At 69.3% G+C, this 21562-nt stretch carries 25 protein-coding genes; 11 read left to right on the top strand and 14 right to left on the bottom strand.

Annotated elements, in window-relative coordinates; translation table 11 throughout:
- Both AC1Z3W_RS12540 and AC1Z3W_RS12535 read left to right on the top strand, forming a co-directional pair.
- Nucleotides 1–240, top strand: a complete 240-nt coding sequence (locus AC1Z3W_RS12540; RefSeq protein WP_057928885.1) for a FitA-like ribbon-helix-helix domain-containing protein — start codon at nt 1–3, stop codon at nt 238–240.
- Nucleotides 237–656 carry a PIN domain-containing protein gene (locus AC1Z3W_RS12535; protein ID WP_483507690.1) on the top strand — a complete coding sequence of 140 codons (420 nt, stop codon included), beginning with the start codon at nt 237–239 and terminating at the stop codon, nt 654–656. Before AC1Z3W_RS12540 ends, AC1Z3W_RS12535 begins: the two co-directional genes overlap by 4 nt.
- A 137-nt stretch (nt 657–793) precedes the next feature.
- On the opposite strand, the gene AC1Z3W_RS12530 is transcribed toward AC1Z3W_RS12535, so the two are convergent.
- Nucleotides 794–2089 (bottom strand): aspartate carbamoyltransferase, encoded by a 1296-nt coding sequence (locus tag AC1Z3W_RS12530; protein WP_057928825.1) that lies wholly within the window; start codon nt 2087–2089, stop codon nt 794–796.
- 235 nt (nt 2090–2324) lie between these two features.
- Here AC1Z3W_RS12530 and AC1Z3W_RS12525 point away from each other — a divergent pair, with 235 nt between their 5' ends.
- Nucleotides 2325–2459, top strand: a complete 135-nt coding sequence (locus AC1Z3W_RS12525) for an entericidin A/B family lipoprotein (protein WP_057928824.1) — start codon at nt 2325–2327, stop codon at nt 2457–2459.
- A 98-nt stretch (nt 2460–2557) separates the two neighbouring features.
- On the opposite strand, the gene AC1Z3W_RS12520 is transcribed toward AC1Z3W_RS12525, so the two are convergent.
- The 3 genes from AC1Z3W_RS12520 to AC1Z3W_RS12510 all read right to left on the bottom strand — a co-directional run bounded on the left by AC1Z3W_RS12520 (nt 2558) and on the right by AC1Z3W_RS12510 (nt 5208).
- Nucleotides 2558–3130, bottom strand: coding sequence for a permease (locus AC1Z3W_RS12520; RefSeq protein WP_483507689.1), 573 nt, complete (start codon nt 3128–3130; stop codon nt 2558–2560).
- A 125-nt stretch (nt 3131–3255) separates the two neighbouring features.
- Nucleotides 3256–4215 carry a DMT family transporter gene (locus tag AC1Z3W_RS12515; protein WP_483507688.1) on the bottom strand — a complete coding sequence of 320 codons (960 nt, stop codon included), beginning with the start codon at nt 4213–4215 and terminating at the stop codon, nt 3256–3258.
- A 198-nt stretch (nt 4216–4413) separates the two neighbouring features.
- Complete coding sequence (locus AC1Z3W_RS12510) at nt 4414–5208, bottom strand: AraC family transcriptional regulator (protein WP_124834377.1); 795 nt, start codon at nt 5206–5208, stop codon at nt 4414–4416.
- Between the two features lie 170 nt (nt 5209–5378).
- Here AC1Z3W_RS12510 and AC1Z3W_RS12505 point away from each other — a divergent pair, with 170 nt between their 5' ends.
- A complete protein-coding gene (locus AC1Z3W_RS12505) occupies nt 5379–6212 on the top strand; it encodes a molybdenum cofactor biosynthesis F family protein (RefSeq protein WP_483507856.1) in 834 nt (277 codons plus the stop codon).
- Complete coding sequence (locus AC1Z3W_RS12500; RefSeq protein WP_124834378.1) at nt 6209–7018, top strand: SDR family oxidoreductase; 810 nt, start codon at nt 6209–6211, stop codon at nt 7016–7018. Before AC1Z3W_RS12505 ends, AC1Z3W_RS12500 begins: the two co-directional genes overlap by 4 nt.
- A gap of 108 nt (nt 7019–7126) precedes the next feature.
- Here AC1Z3W_RS12500 and AC1Z3W_RS12495 read toward each other — a convergent pair whose 3' ends face one another.
- The 6 genes from AC1Z3W_RS12495 to AC1Z3W_RS12470 form a co-directional block, all read right to left on the bottom strand.
- Nucleotides 7127–7804, bottom strand: coding sequence for a dihydrodipicolinate reductase C-terminal domain-containing protein (locus tag AC1Z3W_RS12495; RefSeq protein WP_057928820.1), 678 nt, complete (start codon nt 7802–7804; stop codon nt 7127–7129).
- Nucleotides 7805–7955: 151 nt separating this feature from the next.
- The gene (locus AC1Z3W_RS12490; RefSeq protein ID WP_057928819.1) at nt 7956–8732 is read right to left on the bottom strand and encodes a DUF4410 domain-containing protein; all 777 of its coding nucleotides are present in this window, start codon (nt 8730–8732) and stop codon (nt 7956–7958) included.
- A gap of 201 nt (nt 8733–8933) precedes the next feature.
- The gene (locus tag AC1Z3W_RS12485; RefSeq protein WP_483507855.1) at nt 8934–10286 is read right to left on the bottom strand and encodes an ATP-binding protein; all 1353 of its coding nucleotides are present in this window, start codon (nt 10284–10286) and stop codon (nt 8934–8936) included.
- Complete coding sequence (locus tag AC1Z3W_RS12480; protein WP_057928818.1) at nt 10280–10993, bottom strand: response regulator; 714 nt, start codon at nt 10991–10993, stop codon at nt 10280–10282. Before AC1Z3W_RS12480 ends, AC1Z3W_RS12485 begins: the two co-directional genes overlap by 7 nt.
- A gap of 44 nt (nt 10994–11037) precedes the next feature.
- Nucleotides 11038–11343: an EF-hand domain-containing protein gene (locus tag AC1Z3W_RS12475; protein ID WP_082664856.1), complete on the bottom strand. Its 306-nt coding sequence runs from the start codon at nt 11341–11343 to the stop codon at nt 11038–11040.
- A 107-nt stretch (nt 11344–11450) separates the two neighbouring features.
- Nucleotides 11451–12596: a hypothetical protein gene (locus AC1Z3W_RS12470; RefSeq protein WP_483507687.1), complete on the bottom strand. Its 1146-nt coding sequence runs from the start codon at nt 12594–12596 to the stop codon at nt 11451–11453.
- A 525-nt stretch (nt 12597–13121) separates the two neighbouring features.
- On the opposite strand from AC1Z3W_RS12470, the gene AC1Z3W_RS12465 reads away from it, so the two are divergent.
- Nucleotides 13122–14030 (top strand): sterol desaturase family protein, encoded by a 909-nt coding sequence (locus AC1Z3W_RS12465; RefSeq protein ID WP_483507686.1) that lies wholly within the window; start codon nt 13122–13124, stop codon nt 14028–14030.
- Between the two features lie 103 nt (nt 14031–14133).
- Nucleotides 14134–14847, top strand: coding sequence for an SDR family NAD(P)-dependent oxidoreductase (locus AC1Z3W_RS12460; protein WP_057928816.1), 714 nt, complete (start codon nt 14134–14136; stop codon nt 14845–14847).
- A 29-nt stretch (nt 14848–14876) separates the two neighbouring features.
- On the opposite strand, the gene AC1Z3W_RS12455 is transcribed toward AC1Z3W_RS12460, so the two are convergent.
- Entirely contained in the window at nt 14877–15287 is a 411-nt protein-coding gene (locus AC1Z3W_RS12455; protein WP_483507685.1) for a RidA family protein, read from the bottom strand.
- Nucleotides 15288–15396: 109 nt separating this feature from the next.
- On the opposite strand from AC1Z3W_RS12455, the gene AC1Z3W_RS12450 reads away from it, so the two are divergent.
- Nucleotides 15397–15606: an oxidoreductase-like domain-containing protein gene (locus AC1Z3W_RS12450; RefSeq protein WP_483507684.1), complete on the top strand. Its 210-nt coding sequence runs from the start codon at nt 15397–15399 to the stop codon at nt 15604–15606.
- 82 nt (nt 15607–15688) lie between these two features.
- On the opposite strand, the gene AC1Z3W_RS12445 is transcribed toward AC1Z3W_RS12450, so the two are convergent.
- Nucleotides 15689–17149, bottom strand: coding sequence for an MFS transporter (locus tag AC1Z3W_RS12445; protein WP_483507683.1), 1461 nt, complete (start codon nt 17147–17149; stop codon nt 15689–15691).
- Between the two features lie 155 nt (nt 17150–17304).
- Between AC1Z3W_RS12445 and AC1Z3W_RS12440 the strand changes: the two genes are divergently transcribed.
- Entirely contained in the window at nt 17305–18177 is an 873-nt protein-coding gene (locus tag AC1Z3W_RS12440) for a LysR family transcriptional regulator (protein WP_124834386.1), read from the top strand.
- Nucleotides 18178–18225: 48 nt separating this feature from the next.
- Nucleotides 18226–18546: a DUF7660 family protein gene (locus AC1Z3W_RS12435; protein ID WP_057928811.1), complete on the top strand. Its 321-nt coding sequence runs from the start codon at nt 18226–18228 to the stop codon at nt 18544–18546.
- A gap of 214 nt (nt 18547–18760) precedes the next feature.
- Here the strand turns inward: AC1Z3W_RS12435 and AC1Z3W_RS12430 are convergent, their stop codons facing one another.
- Nucleotides 18761–19660: a LysR family transcriptional regulator gene (locus AC1Z3W_RS12430; RefSeq protein WP_057930293.1), complete on the bottom strand. Its 900-nt coding sequence runs from the start codon at nt 19658–19660 to the stop codon at nt 18761–18763.
- Between the two features lie 99 nt (nt 19661–19759).
- On the opposite strand from AC1Z3W_RS12430, the gene AC1Z3W_RS12425 reads away from it, so the two are divergent.
- Nucleotides 19760–20740: an NAD-dependent epimerase/dehydratase family protein gene (locus AC1Z3W_RS12425; RefSeq protein WP_483507682.1), complete on the top strand. Its 981-nt coding sequence runs from the start codon at nt 19760–19762 to the stop codon at nt 20738–20740.
- 118 nt (nt 20741–20858) lie between these two features.
- Here AC1Z3W_RS12425 and AC1Z3W_RS12420 read toward each other — a convergent pair whose 3' ends face one another.
- Nucleotides 20859–21560 (bottom strand): DUF2848 domain-containing protein, encoded by a 702-nt coding sequence (locus AC1Z3W_RS12420; RefSeq protein WP_124834390.1) that lies wholly within the window; start codon nt 21558–21560, stop codon nt 20859–20861.
- Between the last annotated feature and the right edge of the window lie 2 nt (nt 21561–21562).

Raw genomic sequence — 21562 nt, 5'->3', positions numbered from 1 at the left:
ATGCCTGTGATTACCGTTCGAAATTTGCCCGACGAGGTACATCGCGCGCTTCGAATCCGCGCGGCGCAACATGGTCGCAGCACCGAAGCGGAGGTGCGCGACATCCTCGAGCAGGCCGTTCGGCCCGGCGGGCGGCCCCGGCTGGGAACGTTGCTGGCTGAAATCGGGCGAGAGGCGGGTGGTTTCGATTTCGAGGATCCGCGCGACAGGTCGCAAACCGATCCGATGAGCTTCGAATGATCCTGGTCGATACCAACGTCATTTCCGAGCCGCTGCGGCGCGAGCCGAGCCCGGCCGTGATCGAATGGCTCGATGCGCAGAACGTCGAGACGCTGTTTCTTGCAGCGATCAGTCTCGCTGAAATGCGATTCGGCGTGGCCGCTCTGCCGGAAGGGCGACGACGTGACTGGCTCGAGCAAAGCATCGAGCAGCGCGTCGTGCCGCTGTTTCGCGGCCGCATCCTGCCGTTCGACGATGCGGCCAGCAACGCGTATGCGAGCCTTCGCGCGAAGGCTCGCGCAGCGGGCAATGCGATGGCGTCTGCCGAGGGCTTCATCGCTGCAACCGCCGCAGCAAATGGCTTGATCGTGGCCACACGCGACGTCGCGCCGTTCGAAGCAGCTGGCCTGCGCGTCATCGATCCGTGGGCCCGGTAATACCTGTCGGATTGCCCAGCATCATCCGCGCCGAAAATGCAAACGCGCCGTGCGAGGCGGCGCGTTGTGCGTGACGTCAGCGTGCGCGGCCCCTGAACTGAATCATTCAAGGGTAGCCGCGCGACGCGGGAGGCGGGTCAATCGATTCCGTGAAACACCGCATCCTCCGGCCCGAGGTATGCCGGCGGGCGCCACGTCGCGTCGCGCATCGAATGCTGGACGAGATTCTCGACCCCGAGCAGCACCGCGAAGATCGCCATTCGCACCGGAATGCCGTTGTCGGTCTGCCGGAAGATCGCGAGACGCGGGTCGCGGTTCAGGTCGACCGACAGGTCGTTCGCGCCGGGCCGGCTGTCGCGCGGCAGCGGGTGCATGATCAGCGTGTCGGGCTTGCAGGCGGAATCGACGAGCGCCTGGTTGATCTGGAAATCCGGCGTGTAGCCTTCGAACGACTCGTCGGTGAAGCGTTCCTTCTGGATCCGCGTCGCATAGACGACGTCCGCGCCGCGCAGCCCGGCCGCGAGGTCGTTCGTCTGCTCGATCACGTGGCCGTTCGTCGCGATCTGGTCGATGATGTACGCCGGCATTTCGAGCGTCGGCGGCGACACGAGCGTGAACTTCAATCCGCGGTACAGCGCGAGCAGCTTGACGAGCGAGTGCACGGTGCGGCCGTATTTCAGGTCGCCGACGAGCGCGATATGCGCGCCGTCGACGATCTTGCCGAGCCGCGAGAATTCGCGCTGGATCGTATAGAGATCGAGCAGGGCCTGGCTCGGGTGTTCGCCGGGGCCGTCGCCGCCGTTGATCACCGGCAGGTTGGTCGCGCGCGCGAATTCGGCAACCGAGCCTTTCTCCGGGTGGCGGATCACGAGCGCGTCGACATAGCCGGCCATCACGCGGCTCGTGTCGTAAATCGATTCGCCCTTGGCCATCGACGAGAACGTGAAGCCGGTTGTGTCGCACACCGAGCCGCCGAGCCGGCAGAAGGCCGCGCCGAACGACACGCGGGTACGCGTGCTGGCCTCGAAGAACAGGTTGCCGAGCACGGCGCCTTCGAGCACGCGCGAGATCTTGTGGCGGCGCGCGATCGGCTGCATCACGTCGGCGACGCGGAACAGCGCCTCAACCGAGTCGCGCGAGAACTGATCCACCGAGATCAATTGCGGCTTGCCTTCGAACAGGAACTGCTTCGCGAGCCCTTGTTTGTCTACGCTTTGCGTATAGTCCCCGCCATCCGGTGCCGAGCGGTCGACGATTTCCGACACGAAGCGCTCGACAATCTCGGGCATGCCGCGCGATTCCTGCGAGTCGTCGGGCAACAACCATGTATCCAGCGCGCGGCGGCTCACGCCGATGCGACTCGCGAACACTTCGCGGGTCATGTTGAGGCGGCGCATCGCGTCGCGCAGGAAGGCTTGCTGGGGAACGGTCATCGGCGGCACCTGATGAAAAAATATACGCGGTGCGTATATTAGTTCGCGGTGCGCCGAAGTCAAGAAAAATCTCGCGCGGCCGGCTGCATGGTCCGCGTGACACCGGTTCGGCCGGCACTGGCGCGCGGCGGCCGTCTCCGTATAATCAGGTCAGGCCCCGTGCCCTGCGAATTGCAGGGCACCCCGCCGCATCCGATTCGCCCGGTCGGGCTTGTTGACTCGAAGGAGAGTGAGAATGACGCGTACGATTGCTGCAGTGCTGCTGGTGGTGACCGCCGCGCTCGCCGGTTGCAATACCGTTGCAGGCATGGGGCAGGACATTTCGAAGGGGGGCCAGGCGATCAGCGACTCGGCTGAAAAGGCCAAGTAAGCCGCCGGGTTCCGGAACGCAGAAGGCGCCGGGCCAGTTCGCGAGTGCGGGCTGGCCCGGCGCCTTTTTTATGGTTCGCGGTGAAGGCGGCGGCGGTGTCAGGCGCTTTCCACGAATGCGTAACGCCCGTCGACCTTGCGCGGCGTGAACCAGCCGAAGTCGGGGAACAGCCGGTTGCGGACGAACCAGACGTAGCCCACCAGGATGGCCGTCACCCCGAGGCTCGGCAGCGCCGACGACGGATCGTGCCCGAGATCGGCGAGGATCTTCGGCAGTTGCAGCAGCGACAGGATGATGAACGCGTGATACGCGCCGACGCGATGGGTCGCGAAGCCCCAGATGAACAGCAGCGACAGCGGCACGGTCAGCACGAGGAACAGCACCGCAAGTCCTTTGCCGAGCGTACCTGCGCCACCGAGTTCGTTGGCGGCGGCCGAGAAGAGATAGGCGAGCACGAGGCTGATCAGCAGTTGCGCGATGCCGAGCCCGATGAGGATCCAGGTATGCACCTTGTTCTTTCTGCACAGCGCGGGGTCGGGGCGCGACGCGATCAGGCGTGCGAGCACGCGATCCTTGAGGCCCTGTCCGGCCAGCTCGGCCAGCACGTCGGCCTTCCTCGCGCCCGCGGACAGCAGCGCCGCGATTCTTGTTCTGGCTTCCTTCTTGTTCATGGCGATGCGAATGATTGTTCGATGGTTGTCGAATGGCCCGGCCACGCGAATATTGCATCTTGCACGACGGTACGCAACGGTTTTGCCGTGCGCGGACACATTCCTACAGTCATCGCTCGCACGAATCAATCGGCAGCGCTCGACGTGGAGGCTGCCGGCCCCGTCGGCAACCTCGGCGGAGCGGCCGTTTCGCGTGTGGGTGGTTCACGTCGCCGCGTCGCGCTCACCAGCATTCCCGCGACGACGAGCGCGATGCCGAGCAGCCGCGTGCCGCCCAGCGGCTCGCCGAACAGCGCGACAGCGAACAGCACGGCCGAGACCGGCGCGACGGCCGTGAACAGCGCGGCCTCGGTGCCGCTCGTGCGTGCCGAACCCGCATACCAGCACAGGTAGCCGAGCACGGTCGGCACCAGTGCGTAGTACGCGATCGCCGACACCGCGCCGACGGCCCATCCGGTCGCCAGCGCGTGCCATTCGAATGCGGCCGGCACCAGCGCGAGCATGAAGCCGAGGCCCGACATCGCCGTCGATAGCGCGAGCGGCGGCAATGGCGCCGACAGCCGCCGGTTGAGCAGGATGAACACGGCTTCGCAGGCGACGGCGGCCAGCACCAGCGCGTCGCCGGCGAGTGTCCGGAGCGACGGCATGGCCTGGCCGGGCGCGAACGTGACGAACAGCACGCCGGCGGTGGCAAGCGCGGCCGCGCCCCAGTCGCGCGGCGTCTGCCGCTCACGCAGCACGACCGCTGCGATCAGCGTCGACATCGCCGGCAGCGTGCCGAGCATCACGCCGGCATCGAGCGGCGACGACAGCCCCGTGCCGCTGATCAGCAGCACCGTATAGCCGACCCCACCCGCCGCGGCCTGGACGACCAGCAGCACGGCATCGCGTGCGGAGATGCGCGGCCATCGCATTCGTTGTGCACGCATCAGTGCGTACAGCAACGGGGTTGCGATCAGGAAGCGCAGCGCGGTGGCCGCGAACGGCGGCAGGCCGTCGGCCGCGAGGCGGCTCGCGATGACGGTGCTGCCGACGCCCGCCATCGCGGCGGCGAGATAGAGATAGCCAATCAGTCGTGTCTTCATGCGCCGCATCATCGCGTGGGGCGGTGTATGCGTCTTGAACGAAATTGCAGCGGTGATGGCGAGCGGAGCGAGGGGGCCGGGCGCGGCGGCCGCTGTTTCCGGATGGCGGGGAGCATCGCCAGCAAGAGCGGCTGATACCGAGCGGCAGCGATCGACGTCGTTGCGCCCGTGGTAACCGTGCCGGGGCAGGGAAACCTGTCAGCCGGCCTGCGTGAACCGCCCCGGCGTGATCCCGAACTGGCGTGCGAATGCGCGCGTCAGGTGGCTCTGATCGGCAAATCCGGCTTCGGCCGCGGCATCCGCGATCGGTTGGCCGCTCGCGAGCAGTGCACGCGCCAGGCGAGTACGTGACTGCAAAAGATACGCGTGCGGCGTGATGCCGAGTTCGCGAGCGAACCCGCGCAGCAGCTGGAAGCGGCTCACGCCGCTCAGGCCGGCGAGTTCGGCCAGCGAAACGGGTGCGGCGGGTGCTGCATCGAGCCGCTCGCGTGCCACGCGGATCGCCGGCGCGATACCGGCGGCCGGCAGCGTGCGGTTCGAGTGCCGCGCAAGCAGCGCCGCGACCAGCGTGACGAGCGCCTCGTCGCGGGCGAGCGGCAGCGTGTCTGCCGCGACGATTCGTGCATGCAAGCGGCCGAAGGCGGCGGCGAGTTGCGTATCGCGCACGGCCGGATGCGCGAGCTCGACGCCGCCGAGACCTTCTTCCGCCGCGACGCCCGCGACCAGCGCGGGCGCGAGGTACAGCATCCGCCAGCGCCGGCCCGTGCCCGCATCGAGCGGCATGCCGTCGTGCATTTCGCCGGGATTGACCATGATCGCGTCGCCGGCCAGCGCATCGACCTGCCCGCGGCCGCTCCAGGACCGATGCGCGCCGCTGACGATCACGCCGATTCCGAATTCGTCGTGCGCATGCCGCGGAAACGTGCGATCGGACTCGAGGCTGATCGCCTCGATCCCTTCATCGTTCCGTCGGTAATGGGTGACACGGTGCATGGGTGCTCCTCGCGCCGGCAGCGGCGCGGATCACGTGCACTTTAGCGCGTTCCGGCGCCGCGCGCCCTTCATCCTTTTGGCCGATACCGCGCGGCGCGCGCAGCCCGCACCATGTGCACATGAGCAGCGTACACGGCCCGCCGGGCCTGAAGCTGCGCGGGAGACGGCAGGTGGAACGACAGGGTCCGGTATTCATCCAGGTAGGCGCGCTTGCGGACGGCTTCGCGCCGGACGCGAACATCCTCGCGCCCGTGAACGCGCTCGTCGGGCGCTCGCTGGCCCTCGGCGACGCATCGGGCGCATGGCGCGTCTACACGTTCGACGCGGGCGCGCTGCAATGGCGCGACGCGGCGACCGACGCAAGCGGCCGTGCGCCGTGCCGCGTCACACGGCTTCGCGACGACCTGTACTTCGTCGACTATATCGACCCGGCAGCACGCGCGACGTCCGTCAGCCTCGTGATCGATGTCGGCAGCGGCGTGTGGACGTCGGTGGCCGGCACGCTGCCGACCGAGGCCGACACGCGTGTCGACGCGTTCACGCGCGTCGCGCGCGGGCTGCCGCTCACGGGCGTCGATGCGGCGTTCCGGCACGGCACGCTCGGCGGCCACACGCAGCCGGGCCCGCTGCATGGGCCCACGCGCGAACTGATCGGCAAGCGGACGATGTACCGCTACAGCCCCACCGAATGCTACGAGCACATCTACCTGAACGAAAACTTCTACGCATGGCAGTGTCTGCAGGGCGTCGAAGGCGGGCTGGCCGACGTCGACCGCTGCCATTACTTCAGGATAGCCGAGCAACTGTATCTGTTCGTGTGGCGCGAGAAGGTGGTGCCGACGCTCGGCGTCGTGCTGATCGACCTCGCGCAACGCAAGACCGACGGCAAGATCTTCGGTTATCAGGGCGGCGATTTCGGCACGCTGTCGAATTTCCCGATCGGCGCGCATGCGCAGGTGCTGAATGAGACCGAGCATCCGCTCGGCGGCGAGGCGCAGCGATGAACGCCGTGCTCGGCAGCGGCCGCCTGCGTGCGGATTTCGGCGGACGCGTCGTGCTGGTCACGGGCGCCGCGCAGGGAATCGGCGCGGCGATCGCGCGCCGTTTCGCGGAATCCGATGCATTCGTCGCGCTCGCCGATCTCAACGGCGACGCGGCTGCCGCGCAGGCCGACGCACTCGCCAGCGCGGGCGGCGATGCGCGCGCATATCGCGTCGACGCCGCGAGCCGCGACGAACTCGGCGCGCTCGTCGCGGCGGTCGAGCGCGACGGCGGCCGGCTCGACGTGGTCGTTCACAACGCCGCGTATTTTCCGCTGACCCCGTTTGCGCAGATCGACGAGCCGACGCTCGAGCGCACGTTGTCGGTCAACCTGTCGGCGCTGTTCTGGCTTGCCCAGGCTGCGCTGCCGGCATTCGAGCGCGCGGGGGGCGGGCGGCTGCTCGTCACGTCGTCGGTCACCGGGCCGCGCGTCGTCTATCCGGGGCTCGCGCACTACGCGGCGTCGAAGGCGGGCGTGAACGGCTTCATCCGCGCGGCGGCGCTCGAACTCGCGCGCCGCAACGTGACGGTCAACGGCGTCGAGCCGGGGATGATCCGCACGCCGGCGGCCGGCAATCTCGGCGACGCGTCGGTTGCCGCGCAGATCGCGCGCGACATTCCGCTCGCACGGATGGGTGAGCCGGACGACATCGCGAACGCGATGCTGTTTCTCGCGTCGGCCGATGCGGCGTATATCACCGGGCAGACGATCGTCGTCGACGGCGGCGCGACGTTGCCGGAGAGCGGGGCCGTGCTGGATGGCGGGTGACGCGAGCGTCGCCGATGGCGCGACCGCGGCTGTCGGGTGTGCCGGCAGGCGCGTCGCGGCGGCCGGCCCGCGCACCGTCGCACCTACGGCCTGCAGCGTTTACAGCGTCTACAGCCAGCCGTTGTGGATGAACTCGACGATCGAGTACCGGCGAGGTTCGAGCTCGTGCTGCCGGACGGCCTCGACGATTCGCGATACGCCGTCCGCGTAGGGCGACCCGCCGTACACGCGGGACTCGAACTGCAGGCTGCAGGCGCCATCCTCGATGCGGATCCGGTGGAACGCATGGCGGCCGAGCTGGTCGTCGGGAATCTGCAGTGCGTCGCGCTGCTCGTCGGGGTCGCGCACGGAGCGGATGTCCTGCGCCGGCACGCCGAGCGACTGGCCGATGCCGACCGCGGTGCCGGGCACGGAAGTTTTGCTGGCCTGGTGCGACTCCGTCACGCTGATCTGGCAGTCGCGAAACAGATGGCCGCTGGTTTCCAGCATGCTCATGAACTTGAGCATCAGGATATTCGTATTCGGACAGAGCACGACGGGGAAGTCGTGCGATCCGGTCTCGACGTCGGAACCGGTGGACAGCTCGACGAGCGGCGAACCCGTTGCGCGGCAGAATGCGATCGCGGCGGGCAGCTCGCGGCCGGATCCGGCGTGCACGACGATCGAACGGGCGTCGATGCGTGCAGGGTCCGACCAGGCCATCACGCGACAGGTTGCCGGGTCGAGCCGGTGCGAGCCGAGCAGTTCGGTTGCCAGCTTGCCGGTGCCAACGACGAGTACTTGCATGGGATAGACGGGTTGAGATTCGGGTTTCGATACGGAAGCGGCACAGGCCTTTCAAGGGCCCGGCGCGATCACGGCGCACCGCGCGGCGCAACGTGATCGCGCATTATGCCCGTCCGCCCGCGAGTGCGCGCAATCGTGCCGCGCAGGCGGATCAGCTCGCCGCCGAGGTCGCAACCCACGCGTTCGTCGTGTTCCTTGCCGCGAACTGTTTCGCGATCGAGCGTGCGAGACGGTCCGTATCCGATGCCACCGTGTCGTGCTTCGCTTCCGATGCGCCGTGCAGGCCGGCACCGACCGCCGCCGACGTCGCGACGTGTCCGGCCACCGCGCCGACACCCGCGGTTTCCACCATGCCGGGCATGTGGCCGCTGTTCGCGCTGGCGGAGAACGTGGCGAGCGGCTGCGGTGCGCCGTAGGCGGGCTGGAACAGCACGGCGACCGATGCGCCCACTTCGCTCTTGCCCGCGCCGAGCCCGATCAGGATGCGGCGGCGGCGATTGCCGGCGTCGATCGTGTCGAAGCGGCCCCGGACGACCAGCGCGTCGCGTTCGTTCGGCACCGGGCCGTCCGCGCGCAGCGCCGGAATGCCCTGCGAGCGGAGTTCGCGCACGAGCGCGTCGGCGAGTTGCTGGCGCGCCTTCAGCGCGGTCTGCTGCCGCTGCACGTCGGCGGACGAACCGCTCGCGAGCGTCGCGAGCTTGCCGATCATCCCGCCGTCGATCTTCACGTCGGTCGCGTCCACGTCGAACGTCGATACGTAGACGACGCCCGCATGAACCTGCGGCAGCGTGCGCGCGGCGGGTGCCGCGGCAGCGCTCGTCGTCGCGGCGGTCGATGCGCAACCGGTCATGGCGAGGGTGCCGGCGATCAGCGCGGCGCTGGTCAGACGTTTGGCGTGGGCGGCGAGTGCGTGAAGGGAAAGGGACATGTCGATCTCCGTGGCCTGGGTGAGGGTGCCGATACTGTCGCGGTATTCAGGAACGCGAACGATCGGAAGCGGGGCGTGGACGCGGGCGGAGCGGGAGGTCGATGCCGTTGCGCAACACGCAGGCGAAGTATGCGGAGATCGGGTGCAACACGCCACGCAGGAATTATGTCGGCGTATGTCATGTGCCGACGCGCGCGGCGGTCAGGACGAAAGCGGTGCGGCGGCCGGGTGGGGCGCGTCGAGCGGCAGCGCGACGACGGCCTCGAGGCCGCCGCCGTCGCGGTCACGGAACGTCAGCGATCCGCCGTGTAGCCGCGCGATCCGGTCGACGATCGCGAGGCCGAGCCCGGTGCCGCCCGAGTGGCCGCGCGCGTTCGCGCCCCGACTGAACGGCGCCTTGAGCCGTTCGAGTTCGGCTGCGCCGATGCCGTTGCCACGATCGCTGACCACCGCATACGCGATGCCGCGTTCGGTCCACGTGCGCACGCCGAGCCCTGTCCGGCCGTAGACGACCGCGTTCTGCATCAGGTTCATCAGCAGCCGCATCAGGCTGATCGGACGGAACGCGAACGCGGGCACGTCGCCTTCGTCGAAGTCGAATTCATGGCCGAGCCCCGCGAAATCCGCGACGAGCTGGCCGATCAGCGCATTCAGGTCGCCGGTTTGCGGCGTTTCGCGCTCGCCGCTGCCCGCATAGTCCATGAACTGCTGCAGGATCGTGTCGATCTGGTCCAGGTAGTGCTCGGCCGATTCGGTGAGCGCATCGTGCGTGCCGCGCGGCAAGGCCATCGCGATCGCAAGCCGGAGCTTGGTGAGCGGCGTGCGAATGTCGTGCGACACACCGGCGAGCATCAGCGAACGGGTCGTCTCCGCCTGTTGCAGCGCATCGGCCATCCGGTTGAACGCGCGGCTCACGTCGGCGATTTCGGTCGGCCCGTCGGTGGGCAGCGGCGGCGGCCGCTCGCCCGCGCTGACGCGTTGCGCGGCGCGCGCCAGCGCATCGAGCGGCCGGTTCAGGTGCAGCTGGATCAGGTAGCCGGTCAGCGCGGCGAGCAGTGCGAGCCCGACCGACAGCACGAGGGCGGTCGTGATCCCGCTCGCCTGCGCGTCGGCGGCCATCGGCAGCGGAACCCAGACCGGCGAGCCGGCCGCGTGCAGGCGGATCCACAGCCGTTCGTCGTCGCTCGACTGCCAGCGCGCCGGCAGCTCGGCCGGCAGATGACGCCCGAGCGCCTGCACGAACACGTCGCGCTGCCAGGTTCGGAAGAACGCCGACAGGCTCGGTGCCTGCGGCGGCTCGGCGGGCGGCGGCAGCGCCTGGCCGCCGAGCTGTGCGACCACCGTGCGGCCCTTGTCGGGCGGCAGGCTTGTGAGCGTGCGGTCGAGCAACTGCACGTAGTCGGAGAAAATGATCGACGCGCGCTCGATGCGCGGCCGCTGCACGTAGTGCAGCAGCACGACGAGCGAGCAGGCGAGCGACAGCGCGACGAGCGCGACCAGCAGCGCGATGTTGCGCGCGAGCAGCGAGCGCGGCAGCGGAAGGCGCTTCACGATTCGATGCCGGCCACCAGCATGTAGCCGATGCCCCAGACGGTCTTGATGAAGCGCGGCTTCGCGGGATCGTCCTCGACGATCTGGCGCAGCCGCAGGATCTGCACGTCGACGCTGCGATCGAGCGCGGCGTGATCGCGCCCGCGGGCGCGGGCGAGCAGGTTTTCGCGGCTCACCGCGCGGTTCGGCGACGAACCCAGCGCGTGCAACAGCAGCATCTGCGCGGAATGCATCTCGACCGGCACGCCGTCGCGCAGCAGCGTCTGCTGGCCGACGTCGAACGTGAACGCGCCGAAGCGCAGCCGCTGCGACGTCACCGTCGGCTCGCCGGCCGCCATCTTCTGGCGTCGCAGCAGCGCACGCACGCGGGCGACGAGTTCGTCGGGGAGAAACGGCTTCGCGAGGTAATCGTCGGCACCCGTCTCGAGGCCGACGACCTTGTCCGCTGCGTCGCCCTTGGCGGTGAGCATCAGGATCGGCAGCGTCTGGCCTTCCGCGCGCAGGCGCCGGCAGATGCTCAGGCCGTCCTCCGGCTCCATCATCAGGTCGAGCACCAGCAGGTCGTGCGGTTCGCGCTGCAGCAGGCGGTCGAGCCGCTTGCCGTCGGCGACCGCGCGGACCTGGAAGCCGTGGCCGGTGAGGAAGCGTTGCAGCATGTTGCGCAACTCCGCTTCGTCGTCGAGCACGATGATCCTGCAGGACTGTTCCATCGGCTGCCTCCATGCGTGGCGTGCGACCGGGTTGCCGTCCGCGGTCAGCGGGCCGCCATGCGCTGACGCATGAAGCCGGCGAGCTGTTCGAGCGTGACGTAGCCGTTGCGCTGCGTGTCGATCTCGTCGAAATGCTGCGCAACCATCGGCATGCCGGCGGCGGCCTGCTCGCGGGTGAGCTTGCCGTCGTGCGTCGTGTTCGCGTTCGCGAAGCGGGTCTGCAACTGCATGAGCGCACGTTCGACGCGAGCGCCGCCGTTCGCGGCGCCAGGCGGCATCTGCTGCGCCGATGCTGCTGCTGAGACGATACACAAAACGACGACGGCAATCATCTTCTTGATGGACTTCATGGGGGTTTCTCCTTGCGTGGCCGGCGGTCTGCGCCGGCCGGATGGTTGATGAAACGGATGGAAAACGAAACGAAACGGCTCGGTCGAGCGGCGGTGCCGGCGCCGCGTCACGCCCAGTGCGCGGGCACCCACACGCGGCCGGCCCAGTGGGCGGGTACCCAGACGACCGCCCGCGGCGGGTGGGCGACATACACGGCGCGCGGTGCGACGTACACGGAACGCGGCAGCGGCGGCGCGAGGTACAGGACCTTCGGCGGCGGCGGTGCGACATAGACGACGCGCGGTGCGGGAGCGACCACGACGGCCTTCGGCGCGGCGACGCGCACGACCTTCGGCGGCGGCGTGACGACGATGGTTCTGGGCGGCACCGGTGCAATGACGACGGGGGCGGGCGGCGGCGTGGTGACGACGGCTGCAGGCGCCGGCGACGCGACAGCGACCGCCGTGGTTGCCGGCGGTGGTGCAGTCACGACCACGGCCGCCGGCGGGGGCGGTGCGACCGGAACGACGACCGGGGCCGGCACCGGGACAGGCACCGGGACAGGCACCGGGACAGGCACCGGGACAGGCACCGGCACCGCACCGGCGGCGACGACAACCGTGCCGCCTGCCGTCGTGCTGCCGTGGATCACGGCCGTGCCGCCGGTCGACACCGTGCCGCCATGCACGACGGTCGAGCCGCCCGACGTCGTCACGACGCCCGGCGCCACGCGCGTCGCGCTGCCGGAATGCGTGACGCTCTGGCCGTCCGCACCGGTCACGGTGCCCGAGCGCGAGCAGGTCGAGCCCGCGCAATTCGTCGCTGCGCTGTGGCTGGCCGTGTTGCCGTTCGCCCCGGTGATCGTGCCGCTCGACGAATACTGGCCGGGGCCGTTGCGCGTCACGTTGCCCGACGTCGACGCACTGCGGCCGTCCGAGCCCGTCAGCGAACCGGTATGCGAGCAGGTGCCGTCCGCGCAGCTCGTGTCGCCGCTGTGCTGGACCGAGCGGCCGTTGGGGCCGACCGCCGTGCCGCTGTTGGAGAACTGGCCGGGCGCAGTACGCGTGACGGTGCCCGTGTTGGTCGCGATACCGCCGCCGGGGCCGATCACGCCGCCCGCATGCGAGCAGCTGCCGCCGCCGCAGAAGCCGGCGTGCGCGCCGCTGTAGGTGCCGTGCGGCGTGTAGGCGGTGCCGTGGCCGGACCAGCCGGCGAAGGCCGGTGCGCTGGCGAGCGTGACGAGGGTGGCGGTGACGAGGAGGCGGGTTTTCATCGGGTGTCCTTGCGGTTCGTTTCGATGCACGCGGTGGCGTGGCGACGGGACGAACTTTAGGACGGCGACGTGCGCCCGTCGCGTCATAAAAGATGTCGCGGTGTTACACGTGGCGCAGTTTTTTCGGTACGACGAATCGGATGCCGGGCGCGGTGGGGAGCCGGCGCTCCAGGCCTGGCGCGGTTCAGACGGCGACGGTCGTGAGCATTCGAACCGCGGCGCGATTCGGGAAGGTGTGTCACGCGCGGTCCGCATTCATGTCACGGCGACATACGGCGACATATTTCCCGCTGGCCGAACGCGACACGCGCCTGCAAACCCTCCCGGCCCCGCTCACGCAGGCCCACGGCCGCAATCCTGCCCGGCCCGCTGCCGCGGCGACGTACGGCGACGTATGGCGACATACGGCGACACATTTCCTCCGTGGCTTTACCGCGCCCCGCCCACTACAGTGCGTTCCATTCGACGCGACCGCGGCACGTGCCGCACATGACGCGTCCGACTCAACCGAAGGAACGACCCATCATGCTCACCTCCACCGGCAAGCTCGCGTACTACGTCACCCTGTTCATCATCGCCGTTTCGCTCGTCGAGGCGGCCGTGCTCACCTGGCGCCGCAGCCGCCAGTCCGAGCCGTTCGACTGGAACGAGGTCTGGCTGTCGCTTGCCGATCTCGCGGGCCGCAAGCTGCTTGCACTGGTGCCGCTGTCGCTCGCGACACCGATCTTCGATTTTGCATGGGCGCACCGGCTGTTCACGATCCCGTTGCACAGCGTCGCGCTCGCGCTGCTCGTGTTCGTCGGCCAGGAGTTCTGCTACTACTGGTATCACCGCGCGTCGCACCGGGTTCGCTTCTTCTGGTCGACCCATGCGGTGCATCATTCGCCGAACCAACTCACCTTGTCGTCCGCGTTCCGTCTCGGCTGGACCGGCAAGATCGCCGGCGCGGCAATGTTCTTCACGCCGCTCGTCTGGCTCGGCGTGCGTCCGGAAGCCGTGCTCGCGATCCTGTCGTTCAACCTGATGTACCAGTTCTGGCTGCACAACACGTGGATGCCGAAGCTCGGCTGGCTCGAATACGTGTTCAACACGCCGTCCGCGCATCGCGTCCACCATGCGTCGAACCTCGACTACCTCGACGCGAACTACGGCGGCGTGCTGATCGTGTTCGACCGGCTGTTCGGCACCTATGTCGCCGAACGTGCCGACGAACCGTGCCGTTACGGCCTCGTCACGCCGACCCGTTCGCGCAATCCGCTCGTCGTCGAGCTCGAGCACTGGGCGAGCCTGGCCCGCGACGTCGCGACGGCCCGCGACGTGTGGACCGCGCTGCGTTTCGTGATGCTGCCGCCGGGCTGGCGTCCGGACAACCAGGGCGAAACGACGGAGGAACTGCGCCGCCGCAAACTCGTCGCCGTGCGCACGGAAGCGTGAACGGCGCTACGCTGTCGAAACGCCGGCCGGACCCACCCGCGTCGCGGCCGGCATCGACCCTGAAACACGCATCAACCCATCCTCGACCCAGGAGAGCTCATCGATGGAACACGACCTGAAAGGCAAGGCAGTCGCGATCACCGGCGGATTCGGCCATCTCGGCGCCGCCACGGCTGCCTGGCTCGGCCAGCGCGGTGCCCGCGTCGCGCTGATCGGCCGCGGCGCGGCGCCGGACGCGCAGGCGTTGCCCGGCGTGCCGGCCGATGCGCTGCGCATCGGCGGCATCGACCTCGTCGATCCGCAGGCGGCCGTGCGCGCGCTCGACACCGTGAATCGCGAATTCGGCCGCGTCGACGCGCTGCTGAACATCGCGGGCGCGTTCGTGTGGCAGACGATCGCCGACGGCGATGCAGCCACGTGGGACCGCATGTACGAACTGAACGTGAAGACGGCGCTGAACGCGTCGAAGGCCGCGCTGCCGTATCTGGTGGCAAGCCCGGCCGGCCGCATCGTCAACATCGGCGCGGGCGCGGCGTTCAAGGCCGGCGCGGGGATGGGCGCGTACGCGGCCGCGAAGGCGGGCGTCGCGCGGCTCACCGAGGCGCTGGCGGCGGAGCTGCTCGATCGCGGCGTGACAGTGAACGCGCTGTTGCCGAGCATCATCGACACGCCGCCGAACCGCAAGGACATGCCCGACGCGGACTTCTCGCGCTGGGTCCGGCCCGACCAGCTCGCGGCGACGATCGGGTTCCTGCTGTCGGCCGACGCGCAGGCGATCACCGGCGCATCGATTCCGGTGAGCGGGCGCGTGGCGTAACGGGGCGGGCCGCACGCGGCACGGCATCGTCAAGGCATGCGAAATCTCGTACGCGGAATCTCGGCGACCGCAGTGATCTCGATCAGCAGATCGGGATGGTAGAGACGCTGGACCTGGACGGTCGTCGTCACCGGATAGGGCTCGGCGAAGTACGTCTTGCGGATGTCGCCGGCCTGCATGAACGCGTCGATGTCGGTCGCGTAATGCACGAGCGAGATCACGTCCTGCATCTGCCCGCTCATCGAGGCGAGCATGTCGCGGATGTTGTCGAGCGTCTGCCGCACCTGCGTGCGCATGTCGCCGTGGCCGACCACCTGGCCGTCTCGGTCGAGCGCCACTTGCCCCTTCAGGTGAACGATCCGGCCGTCGCCCTGGATCACGGCCGTCGAGAACGCGCCGAACGGCGCCCAGACTTCCGTCGGATTCACTGCTTCAGCCATGACGCGGCTCCTTACCGTAGGGTCGGCGGCAGATGCGCATGCATGGCCCGGCGGGCGCGCGTACCCGCATGGTGCTGACCATCACCGTATACTGTTCGTCCGACATCGTGTGACTGAAGCCGTGACCAAGCCTGCCTCCCCTGCGGATACACCTGACGACGATCCGCGTCCGATCCCGCCCGAACAACCCGAACTGGAAGACTGCTGCAACAGCGGTTGCTCGCCGTGCGTTTTCGACCTGTACGACGACGCGCTGGCGCGTTATCGCGTCGAACTGGCCGAATGGGAAGCGCGGCATCCGCAACAGAAGCCGCAGTGAAATGATGCCGATGCCGGCGAGCGGCCGTGCCGGCATCGTTCCCGTTTCGCTGTAGCCGGGGTGCGTTCCCGGCCGCGCAGCGTCACGCGGCGGCACGCGCCCGCCGATGCATCGGCCCCAACGCGGCCGACAGCGCGATGCACGCGAGCAGCAGGGCCGTCAGCGCCCACATCGCCGTCCGGAAGCCCGCGACGTAGTCGGCTGCGGCCGGATGTGCGCCGAGCCGCGCGAAGAACAGCCCGCCGAGCGTCGCCGCACCAACCGCCGCGCCGATCTGCAACATCGCGGTGACCATGCCCGACGCGACCCCAGCACGGGCCGCGTCGACTTCCGCGAGCACGATCCGCACGACCGACGGCAGCACGAGGCCTTGCCCGATCCCGATTGCCGCGATGCCCGCATAGAAGCCCGGGCCCGGCGCTTGTTCGCCGGCCAGCGCGGCCGCGGTCGCGACGCCGGCTGTCAGCATCGCGAAGCCGAGCGTGAGCACGCGATAGCCGCCGAACCGGCCGACGAGCCGCGGCATCAGCAGCGGGCTCGCGAGGAAGCCGATGCCGAGCGGCAGGATCGCGAGCCCCGACGCGAGCGGCGACCAGTTCAGGCAGCCCTGCAGATAGATCCCGTAGCTCAGGAAAAACACGCTCAGCATGTAGAACAGGAAGGCGAGCGTGAGCCCGAGCGCGACGACCGGGTTGCGCAGCAGCCGCACGTCGAGCAGCGGATCGCGGCCGCCGGCGAGGCGGCGCGCTTCGACCGCCAGCAACGCGCCAAGCACCGGCAGCGCACCGGCGACGCACGCGACCATCCACAGCGGCCAGCCGGCCTCGCGTCCGTGCGTGAGCGGATAGACGAGCATCAGCAGGAACAGCGACAGCAGCACCGTGCCGGGCAGGTCGATGCGCTGGCCGCGCGGCGGCCGGCTTTCCGGGATGAAGCGCCAGCTGCCGAGCAGCGCGAGGATGCCGATCGGCACATTGACCAGGAAGATCGCGCGCCAGCCGAGCCCGAACGGATGCAGGCTGATCAGCGCGCCGCCACCGAGCTGGCCGATCACGGCCGCGAGGCCGAACACGAAACCGTAGAAGCCCATCACGCGCACCTGCTCCTGCGGGCTGAACACGCTGCGGATCGTCGCGAGCACCTGCGGCGCGAGGATCGCAGCGAACAGGCCCTGCAGCACGCGGCCGCCGACCAGCACCGCGCCGCTGCCGGCGAGCCCGCACAGCGCCGACGCGACGACGAAGCCGGCCATTCCGACCATGAACATCCACTTGCGGCCGTACAGGTCGCCCAGACGGCCGCCGGTGATCTGCACGACCGCGTTCGCGCACGCGTAGGCCGACACGACGAGCTGCAACTCGGCCGGCCGCGCGCCGATGCCGTCGCGGATGGCCGGCAGCGCGAGATTCACGATGAAGTAGTCGAGCGGCGGCAGAATGGCGCCGACCAGCAGGACCACGAGCGCCCAGCCGTGATGGCTGCGCGGTGGAGCCGCGCCGGCCGCGCCGGCCGGCGCGCAAGGGACGAGGGTGTTGTCGGTCATGAACGAAGGTCCGGAAGAATGAGGGCCGTATGCTGAATCCGGTCGAAACGGGTTCAGGCGGGCCGTTGAACCGATATTCTGGGGACCGTCGATGATTCGGAAAAGCGGGAATTGGTGGTAGCATCCATCGGGTTATTCGATGGATGGAGAGGGCAATGCGCGGTTTCGACCTGGATCAGTTACGCACGTTCGCGGCGGTGGCGGATGCCGGCAGCCTGACGGCCGCGGCGCCGCAGCTGCACCTGTCGCAGTCGACGGTCAGCGAGCAGGTGCGCAAGCTCGAATCACGCGCCGGCGTGCCGCTGTTCGTGCGCAGCAAGCGCGGCGTCGAGCCGACACCCGCCGGCGCGCGCCTGCTGCAGCATGCGCGGCGCATCGTCGCGCTGAACGAGGCCGCGTTCGACGACCTGCGCGGACAGGCGATCAAGGGCGAATTGCGCGTCGCGATCACCGACTACTACCGGACGCATGAAGTCGCGGGCCTGCTCGCGCGGCTGCGGGAGTGCTACCCGCAACTGAGTCTGCATGTGAGCGCGATGAAGAGCACGGAGATCGAAGCCGCCCATGCGCGCGGTCAGATCGACCTCGGTGTCGTGATGAACCTGTCGAGCGGCCCGTTCCGGCCCGCGTCGGCCGATACGCGCTGGGTGCTGCGGCGCGAGCCGCTGTCGTGGGTCACGTCGCCCGCGCTCGCCGAGCAGTTGCCCGAGCCGCTGCCGCTCGTGCTGCTGCCGGACGACTGCATGATGCATCAGATCGCGGTGCGCTCGCTCGACGAGCAGCACGCGCCGTACGTACTGGTGCACAGCGCGTCGGGCGTCGCGGGGCTGCAATCGATGCTCGCGGCGGGGCTCGGCGTCGGCTGCCTGTGCGCGTCGGCGATCGGCGATGGCCTCGTGCGGCTCGGCGCGAAATACCGGCTGCCGGCGCTGCCCGACGCGGTGTTCTCGCTGACGCCGCCGATGCCGGGCGAACGCGAGACGGTCACGCAGGCGCGCGAGGTGCTGTCGCGGCAGTTGCTGATGTGAAGTCGAGCCGTCGGCACGTATCCGGCGAACCGGCAGGGGACGATACGCATGAACGACGAACTGAGAAGCCAGATGGCCGCGCGGTTGCAGCATGCGCTGGAGCGGGTGGTCGACGAGCGCTCGCTGATCCATTTCCTGCGCGTGCTCGGCCATGACTGGCACACGGAGCGCCAGCTCGAGGCCGACGTGCCGCCGGCGCCATACGCGGCCGCCGCGCTCGGCTGGGAAAACCGCTCGATCGGCGAGTACCTGGAGGCGATGGTCGACTGGGCCGAAGCGTCCGAGGAAGGGCTGCGCTGCTACGACCTGCCCGACAACCCGTGGCGGCGCATCGCGGACATCCTGTTCGCCGGCAAGATCTATGAGTAGCGCGCGCCGCGGCGATCCGCTGCGCGGCGGGTTCGAGCGGAAAGGCACGTTCCCCTGTTTGGAAAAATCATTCGTGGGGCTGGCCTCCGGAAGGGCCGATCGCCGCGTCATGCGCGTCGCGAATACGTCGAGTATTCGCTTCGTCGCATTCATTCCTTGCGCTCGGCCCTTCCGGGGGCCAGCGCAAGCCCGTTATTAGCGTGAACAGGCCCTTCTAGTCGGCCGTCCCGTCGGCATATGCACGCAACCCGTTCGCCAGCGCATCGAACACGGCGCGGCAACGCGGGCTCGTTCGCAGATCTTCGTGCATGACCACCCAGGTTTCCAGTTTCATCGCGGGCCCGTCCGGCAGCACGCGCACGAGCCGCGCATCGCGTTTCGCAAGCCCGTTCTGGCAGAAGCCGATCCCGTAGCCCGCGCGGATCATCGCGAGTTGCGCGAGATTGCTGTCGGTGCGCAGCGCGAACGCATCGCGCTTCCACAACGGCATCCCGCGCCCGGCCGAGCGGATGAACGGCGTGACCGTATCGAAACCGATCAGCGCGTGATGCGCGAGTTCGCCGACCGTCGACGGCGTGCCGTTGTGCGCCAGATAGTCGTCGCGCGCATACAGCCCGATGTCGATCTCGCCGACGCGCCGCGCGACGAGCGCTTCCTGCGCAGGCGGCGCCATCCGGACCGCGATGTCGGCCTCGCGCTTGAGCACGTCCTGGATGCGGTCGGTCGGCACCAGTTCGATCACGAGCCCCGGGTGGTCGCGCCGCAACTGCGCGAGCAGCGGCGGCAACACCTCGACCGCGATCACGTCGCTCGCCGAGATCCGCACGGTGCCGCGCACGCCCGCGCCGTGGCTCGCGGCCGCCCGCTCGAACGCGGCCGCCGCGCTGCGCAGCGCCTCGGCGTGGCCGCGCAGCGCGAGCGCCGCCTCGGTCGGCAGCAGGCCCGACGGCGAGCGCGTGAACAGCGTCTGGCCGAACGCGGCCTCGAGCGCCGCGACGTGGCGGCCGGCCGTCGGTTGCGTGATGCCCAGCGCGCGCGCCGCGCCCGACAGCGAGCCTTCCGTCAGCACGGCCAGAAAGGTGCGGTAGCGTTCCCAGTTCAGATCGATGGTCATGCATAAATGTATAGTCGATCCATCAGGTTAGGCAATTCCTTGCGAAGCCGACAAAGCCCAGAATGCGTGCTGACAACGGTTCATTCACGGAGAACGGCAATGACGGCGAACGCGGGCGGGACACAACGACAGGCACTCGTGCTCGGCGCGAGCGGAGGTATCGGCGGCGAGGTCGCGCGTCAGTTGCGCGACGCCGGCTGGCAGGTGCGCGCGCTCAAGCGCGGGCTCGACGCCGAGACGGTCGAGCGCGAGGGGATTGTCTGGATGCGCGGCGACGCGCTCGACCGCGAAGCGGTGGTCCGCGCGGCGCACGGCTGCAGCGTGATCGTGCATGCGGTGAACCCGCCCGGCTACCGGAACTGGAGTGAGCAGGTGCTGCCGATGATCGACAACACGATCGCCGCGGCGACGGTGGCGCAGGCAACCGTCGTGCTGCCGGGGACGGTCTACAACTACGGCCCCGACGCGTTTCCGGTGTTGCGCGAGGAGGCGCCGCAGCATCCGGTGACGCGCAAGGGCGCGATCCGTGTCGAGCTGGAGCGGCGGCTGCAGGCGGCGACCGCGCAGGGCGTCCGCACGATCGTCGTGCGGGCCGGCGATTTCTTCGGCGCGCACGCGGGCAACAACTGGTTCGGGCAGGGGCTCGTCAAGGCCGGGCGACCTGTTGCCGCCATCAGCGTGCCGGGCCGGCCGGGCGTCGGCCATCAATGGGCGTACCTGCCGGACGCCGCGCGCACGATGGTCGAGCTGATCGAGCGGCGCGACACGCTGGAGCCGTTCGCGCGCTTCCATCTCGGCGGTCACTGGGACGCGGACGGCACGCAGATGGCGCAGGCCGTGCGCCGCGTCGCGCAGCGGCATGGGCTGCGGCCGACGGTGCGCAAGTTCCCGTGGTGGCTCGTATGGGCCGCCGCGCCGTTCGTCACGACGATGCGCGAGATGATCGAGATGCGTTATCTGTGGCGCGAACCGCTCCGGATGGACAACGCACGGGTGACGGCGGTGCTGGGCCGCGAGCCGGTCACGCCGCTCGATACGGCGGTGGAGGCAGCGCTGATGGGGCTGGGGTGCTTGCGATGACGCCGGGCGGCGAAGGCGGGTGGCGCAGGCGGGTGGCCAGCCCGCATGCGGTTCATGTCCTTCAATGCCTGCACACCCGCCACCCGCCACCCGCCACCCGCCACCCGCCGTCACGCCGTCACGCCACGACCGGCAACACCTCGAGCGCGTATCGATGCCGCAGGCTGCGCCCGAGCACCGGATCGTGCAGTTCCATCTCGAACGCGTCACCGTCGCCCATTGCCGCGATCGCGCCGTGCACGGCGACGGTGCCGCCGAACATCGCGCAACGAGCCGGCATCGTGCGCCGGTCGTCGAAGCGCTGCCACAGCGCATCCGGCGCGAGCAGTCCGCTTACCGCGCCGTGCTGATACGCGATGCGTTCACCGTCGGGCCGAACCAGCCACGAACGCATCTCGATCGCATCCCAGTGATCGGCGACCTCCGCATGGCGCCATGCATCGCGGCCGAGCGGCTTCGCGCACACCTGTTTCGACACCGCGACGCCGTAGGCCTCGACTTCCCGATCCGTATGATCGGAGCCGACCGTCACCAGCGTGCCGACCGGGCTGTCGATCAACACGCACTCGATCTCGCCGCCCGAGCGCGCGCCGAGCACGCCGATCGACGGCGCCTGCGTGAGCAGCGCGGACGACACGCGATAGAAACACGGCGTGGTGGACGGCGGCGCGACGCCGAGTGCCGCGAGTTCGTCGATGTGAGCGCGGATCGCGTCCGGGTCGCGGCCGGCCCAGCCGGCGATCACGACGCTCGCGATCTCGACGTCGACGGTGTCCGGTGCGTGTTGCCGGGAAATCACGTTGAACGACAGGGTTTGCATGC

It is taken from the genome of Burkholderia sp. 10_S31 (assembly GCF_056930375.1).
The sequence above is the reverse complement of the archived record's forward strand: the minus strand, read 5'-3'. Positions and strand labels throughout refer to the sequence as shown.

Excerpts from the sequence above, each read along its gene's own strand:
- AC1Z3W_RS12460 (WP_057928816.1), top strand. The coding sequence starts at position 14,134 with ATGGAACACGACCTGAAAGGCAAGGCAGTCGCGATCACCGGCGGATTC.
- AC1Z3W_RS12475 (WP_082664856.1), bottom strand. The coding sequence starts at position 11,343 with ATGAAGTCCATCAAGAAGATGATTGCCGTCGTCGTTTTGTGTATCGTC.
- AC1Z3W_RS12430 (WP_057930293.1), bottom strand. The coding sequence starts at position 19,660 with ATGACCATCGATCTGAACTGGGAACGCTACCGCACCTTTCTGGCCGTG.
- AC1Z3W_RS12495 (WP_057928820.1), bottom strand. The coding sequence starts at position 7,804 with ATGCAAGTACTCGTCGTTGGCACCGGCAAGCTGGCAACCGAACTGCTC.
- AC1Z3W_RS12480 (WP_057928818.1), bottom strand. The coding sequence starts at position 10,993 with ATGGAACAGTCCTGCAGGATCATCGTGCTCGACGACGAAGCGGAGTTG.
- AC1Z3W_RS12465 (WP_483507686.1), top strand. The coding sequence starts at position 13,122 with ATGCTCACCTCCACCGGCAAGCTCGCGTACTACGTCACCCTGTTCATC.
- AC1Z3W_RS12520 (WP_483507689.1), bottom strand. The coding sequence starts at position 3,130 with ATGAACAAGAAGGAAGCCAGAACAAGAATCGCGGCGCTGCTGTCCGCG.
- AC1Z3W_RS12540 (WP_057928885.1), top strand. The coding sequence starts at position 1 with ATGCCTGTGATTACCGTTCGAAATTTGCCCGACGAGGTACATCGCGCG.
- AC1Z3W_RS12445 (WP_483507683.1), bottom strand. The coding sequence starts at position 17,149 with ATGACCGACAACACCCTCGTCCCTTGCGCGCCGGCCGGCGCGGCCGGC.
- AC1Z3W_RS12500 (WP_124834378.1), top strand. The coding sequence starts at position 6,209 with ATGAACGCCGTGCTCGGCAGCGGCCGCCTGCGTGCGGATTTCGGCGGA.
- AC1Z3W_RS12530 (WP_057928825.1), bottom strand. The coding sequence starts at position 2,089 with ATGACCGTTCCCCAGCAAGCCTTCCTGCGCGACGCGATGCGCCGCCTC.
- AC1Z3W_RS12470 (WP_483507687.1), bottom strand. The coding sequence starts at position 12,596 with ATGAAAACCCGCCTCCTCGTCACCGCCACCCTCGTCACGCTCGCCAGC.
- AC1Z3W_RS12535 (WP_483507690.1), top strand. The coding sequence starts at position 237 with ATGATCCTGGTCGATACCAACGTCATTTCCGAGCCGCTGCGGCGCGAG.
- AC1Z3W_RS12525 (WP_057928824.1), top strand. The coding sequence starts at position 2,325 with ATGACGCGTACGATTGCTGCAGTGCTGCTGGTGGTGACCGCCGCGCTC.
- AC1Z3W_RS12435 (WP_057928811.1), top strand. The coding sequence starts at position 18,226 with ATGAACGACGAACTGAGAAGCCAGATGGCCGCGCGGTTGCAGCATGCG.
- AC1Z3W_RS12425 (WP_483507682.1), top strand. The coding sequence starts at position 19,760 with ATGACGGCGAACGCGGGCGGGACACAACGACAGGCACTCGTGCTCGGC.
- AC1Z3W_RS12440 (WP_124834386.1), top strand. The coding sequence starts at position 17,305 with ATGCGCGGTTTCGACCTGGATCAGTTACGCACGTTCGCGGCGGTGGCG.
- AC1Z3W_RS12515 (WP_483507688.1), bottom strand. The coding sequence starts at position 4,215 with ATGAAGACACGACTGATTGGCTATCTCTATCTCGCCGCCGCGATGGCG.
- AC1Z3W_RS12420 (WP_124834390.1), bottom strand. The coding sequence starts at position 21,560 with ATGCAAACCCTGTCGTTCAACGTGATTTCCCGGCAACACGCACCGGAC.
- AC1Z3W_RS12455 (WP_483507685.1), bottom strand. The coding sequence starts at position 15,287 with ATGGCTGAAGCAGTGAATCCGACGGAAGTCTGGGCGCCGTTCGGCGCG.
- AC1Z3W_RS12510 (WP_124834377.1), bottom strand. The coding sequence starts at position 5,208 with ATGCACCGTGTCACCCATTACCGACGGAACGATGAAGGGATCGAGGCG.
- AC1Z3W_RS12490 (WP_057928819.1), bottom strand. The coding sequence starts at position 8,732 with ATGTCCCTTTCCCTTCACGCACTCGCCGCCCACGCCAAACGTCTGACC.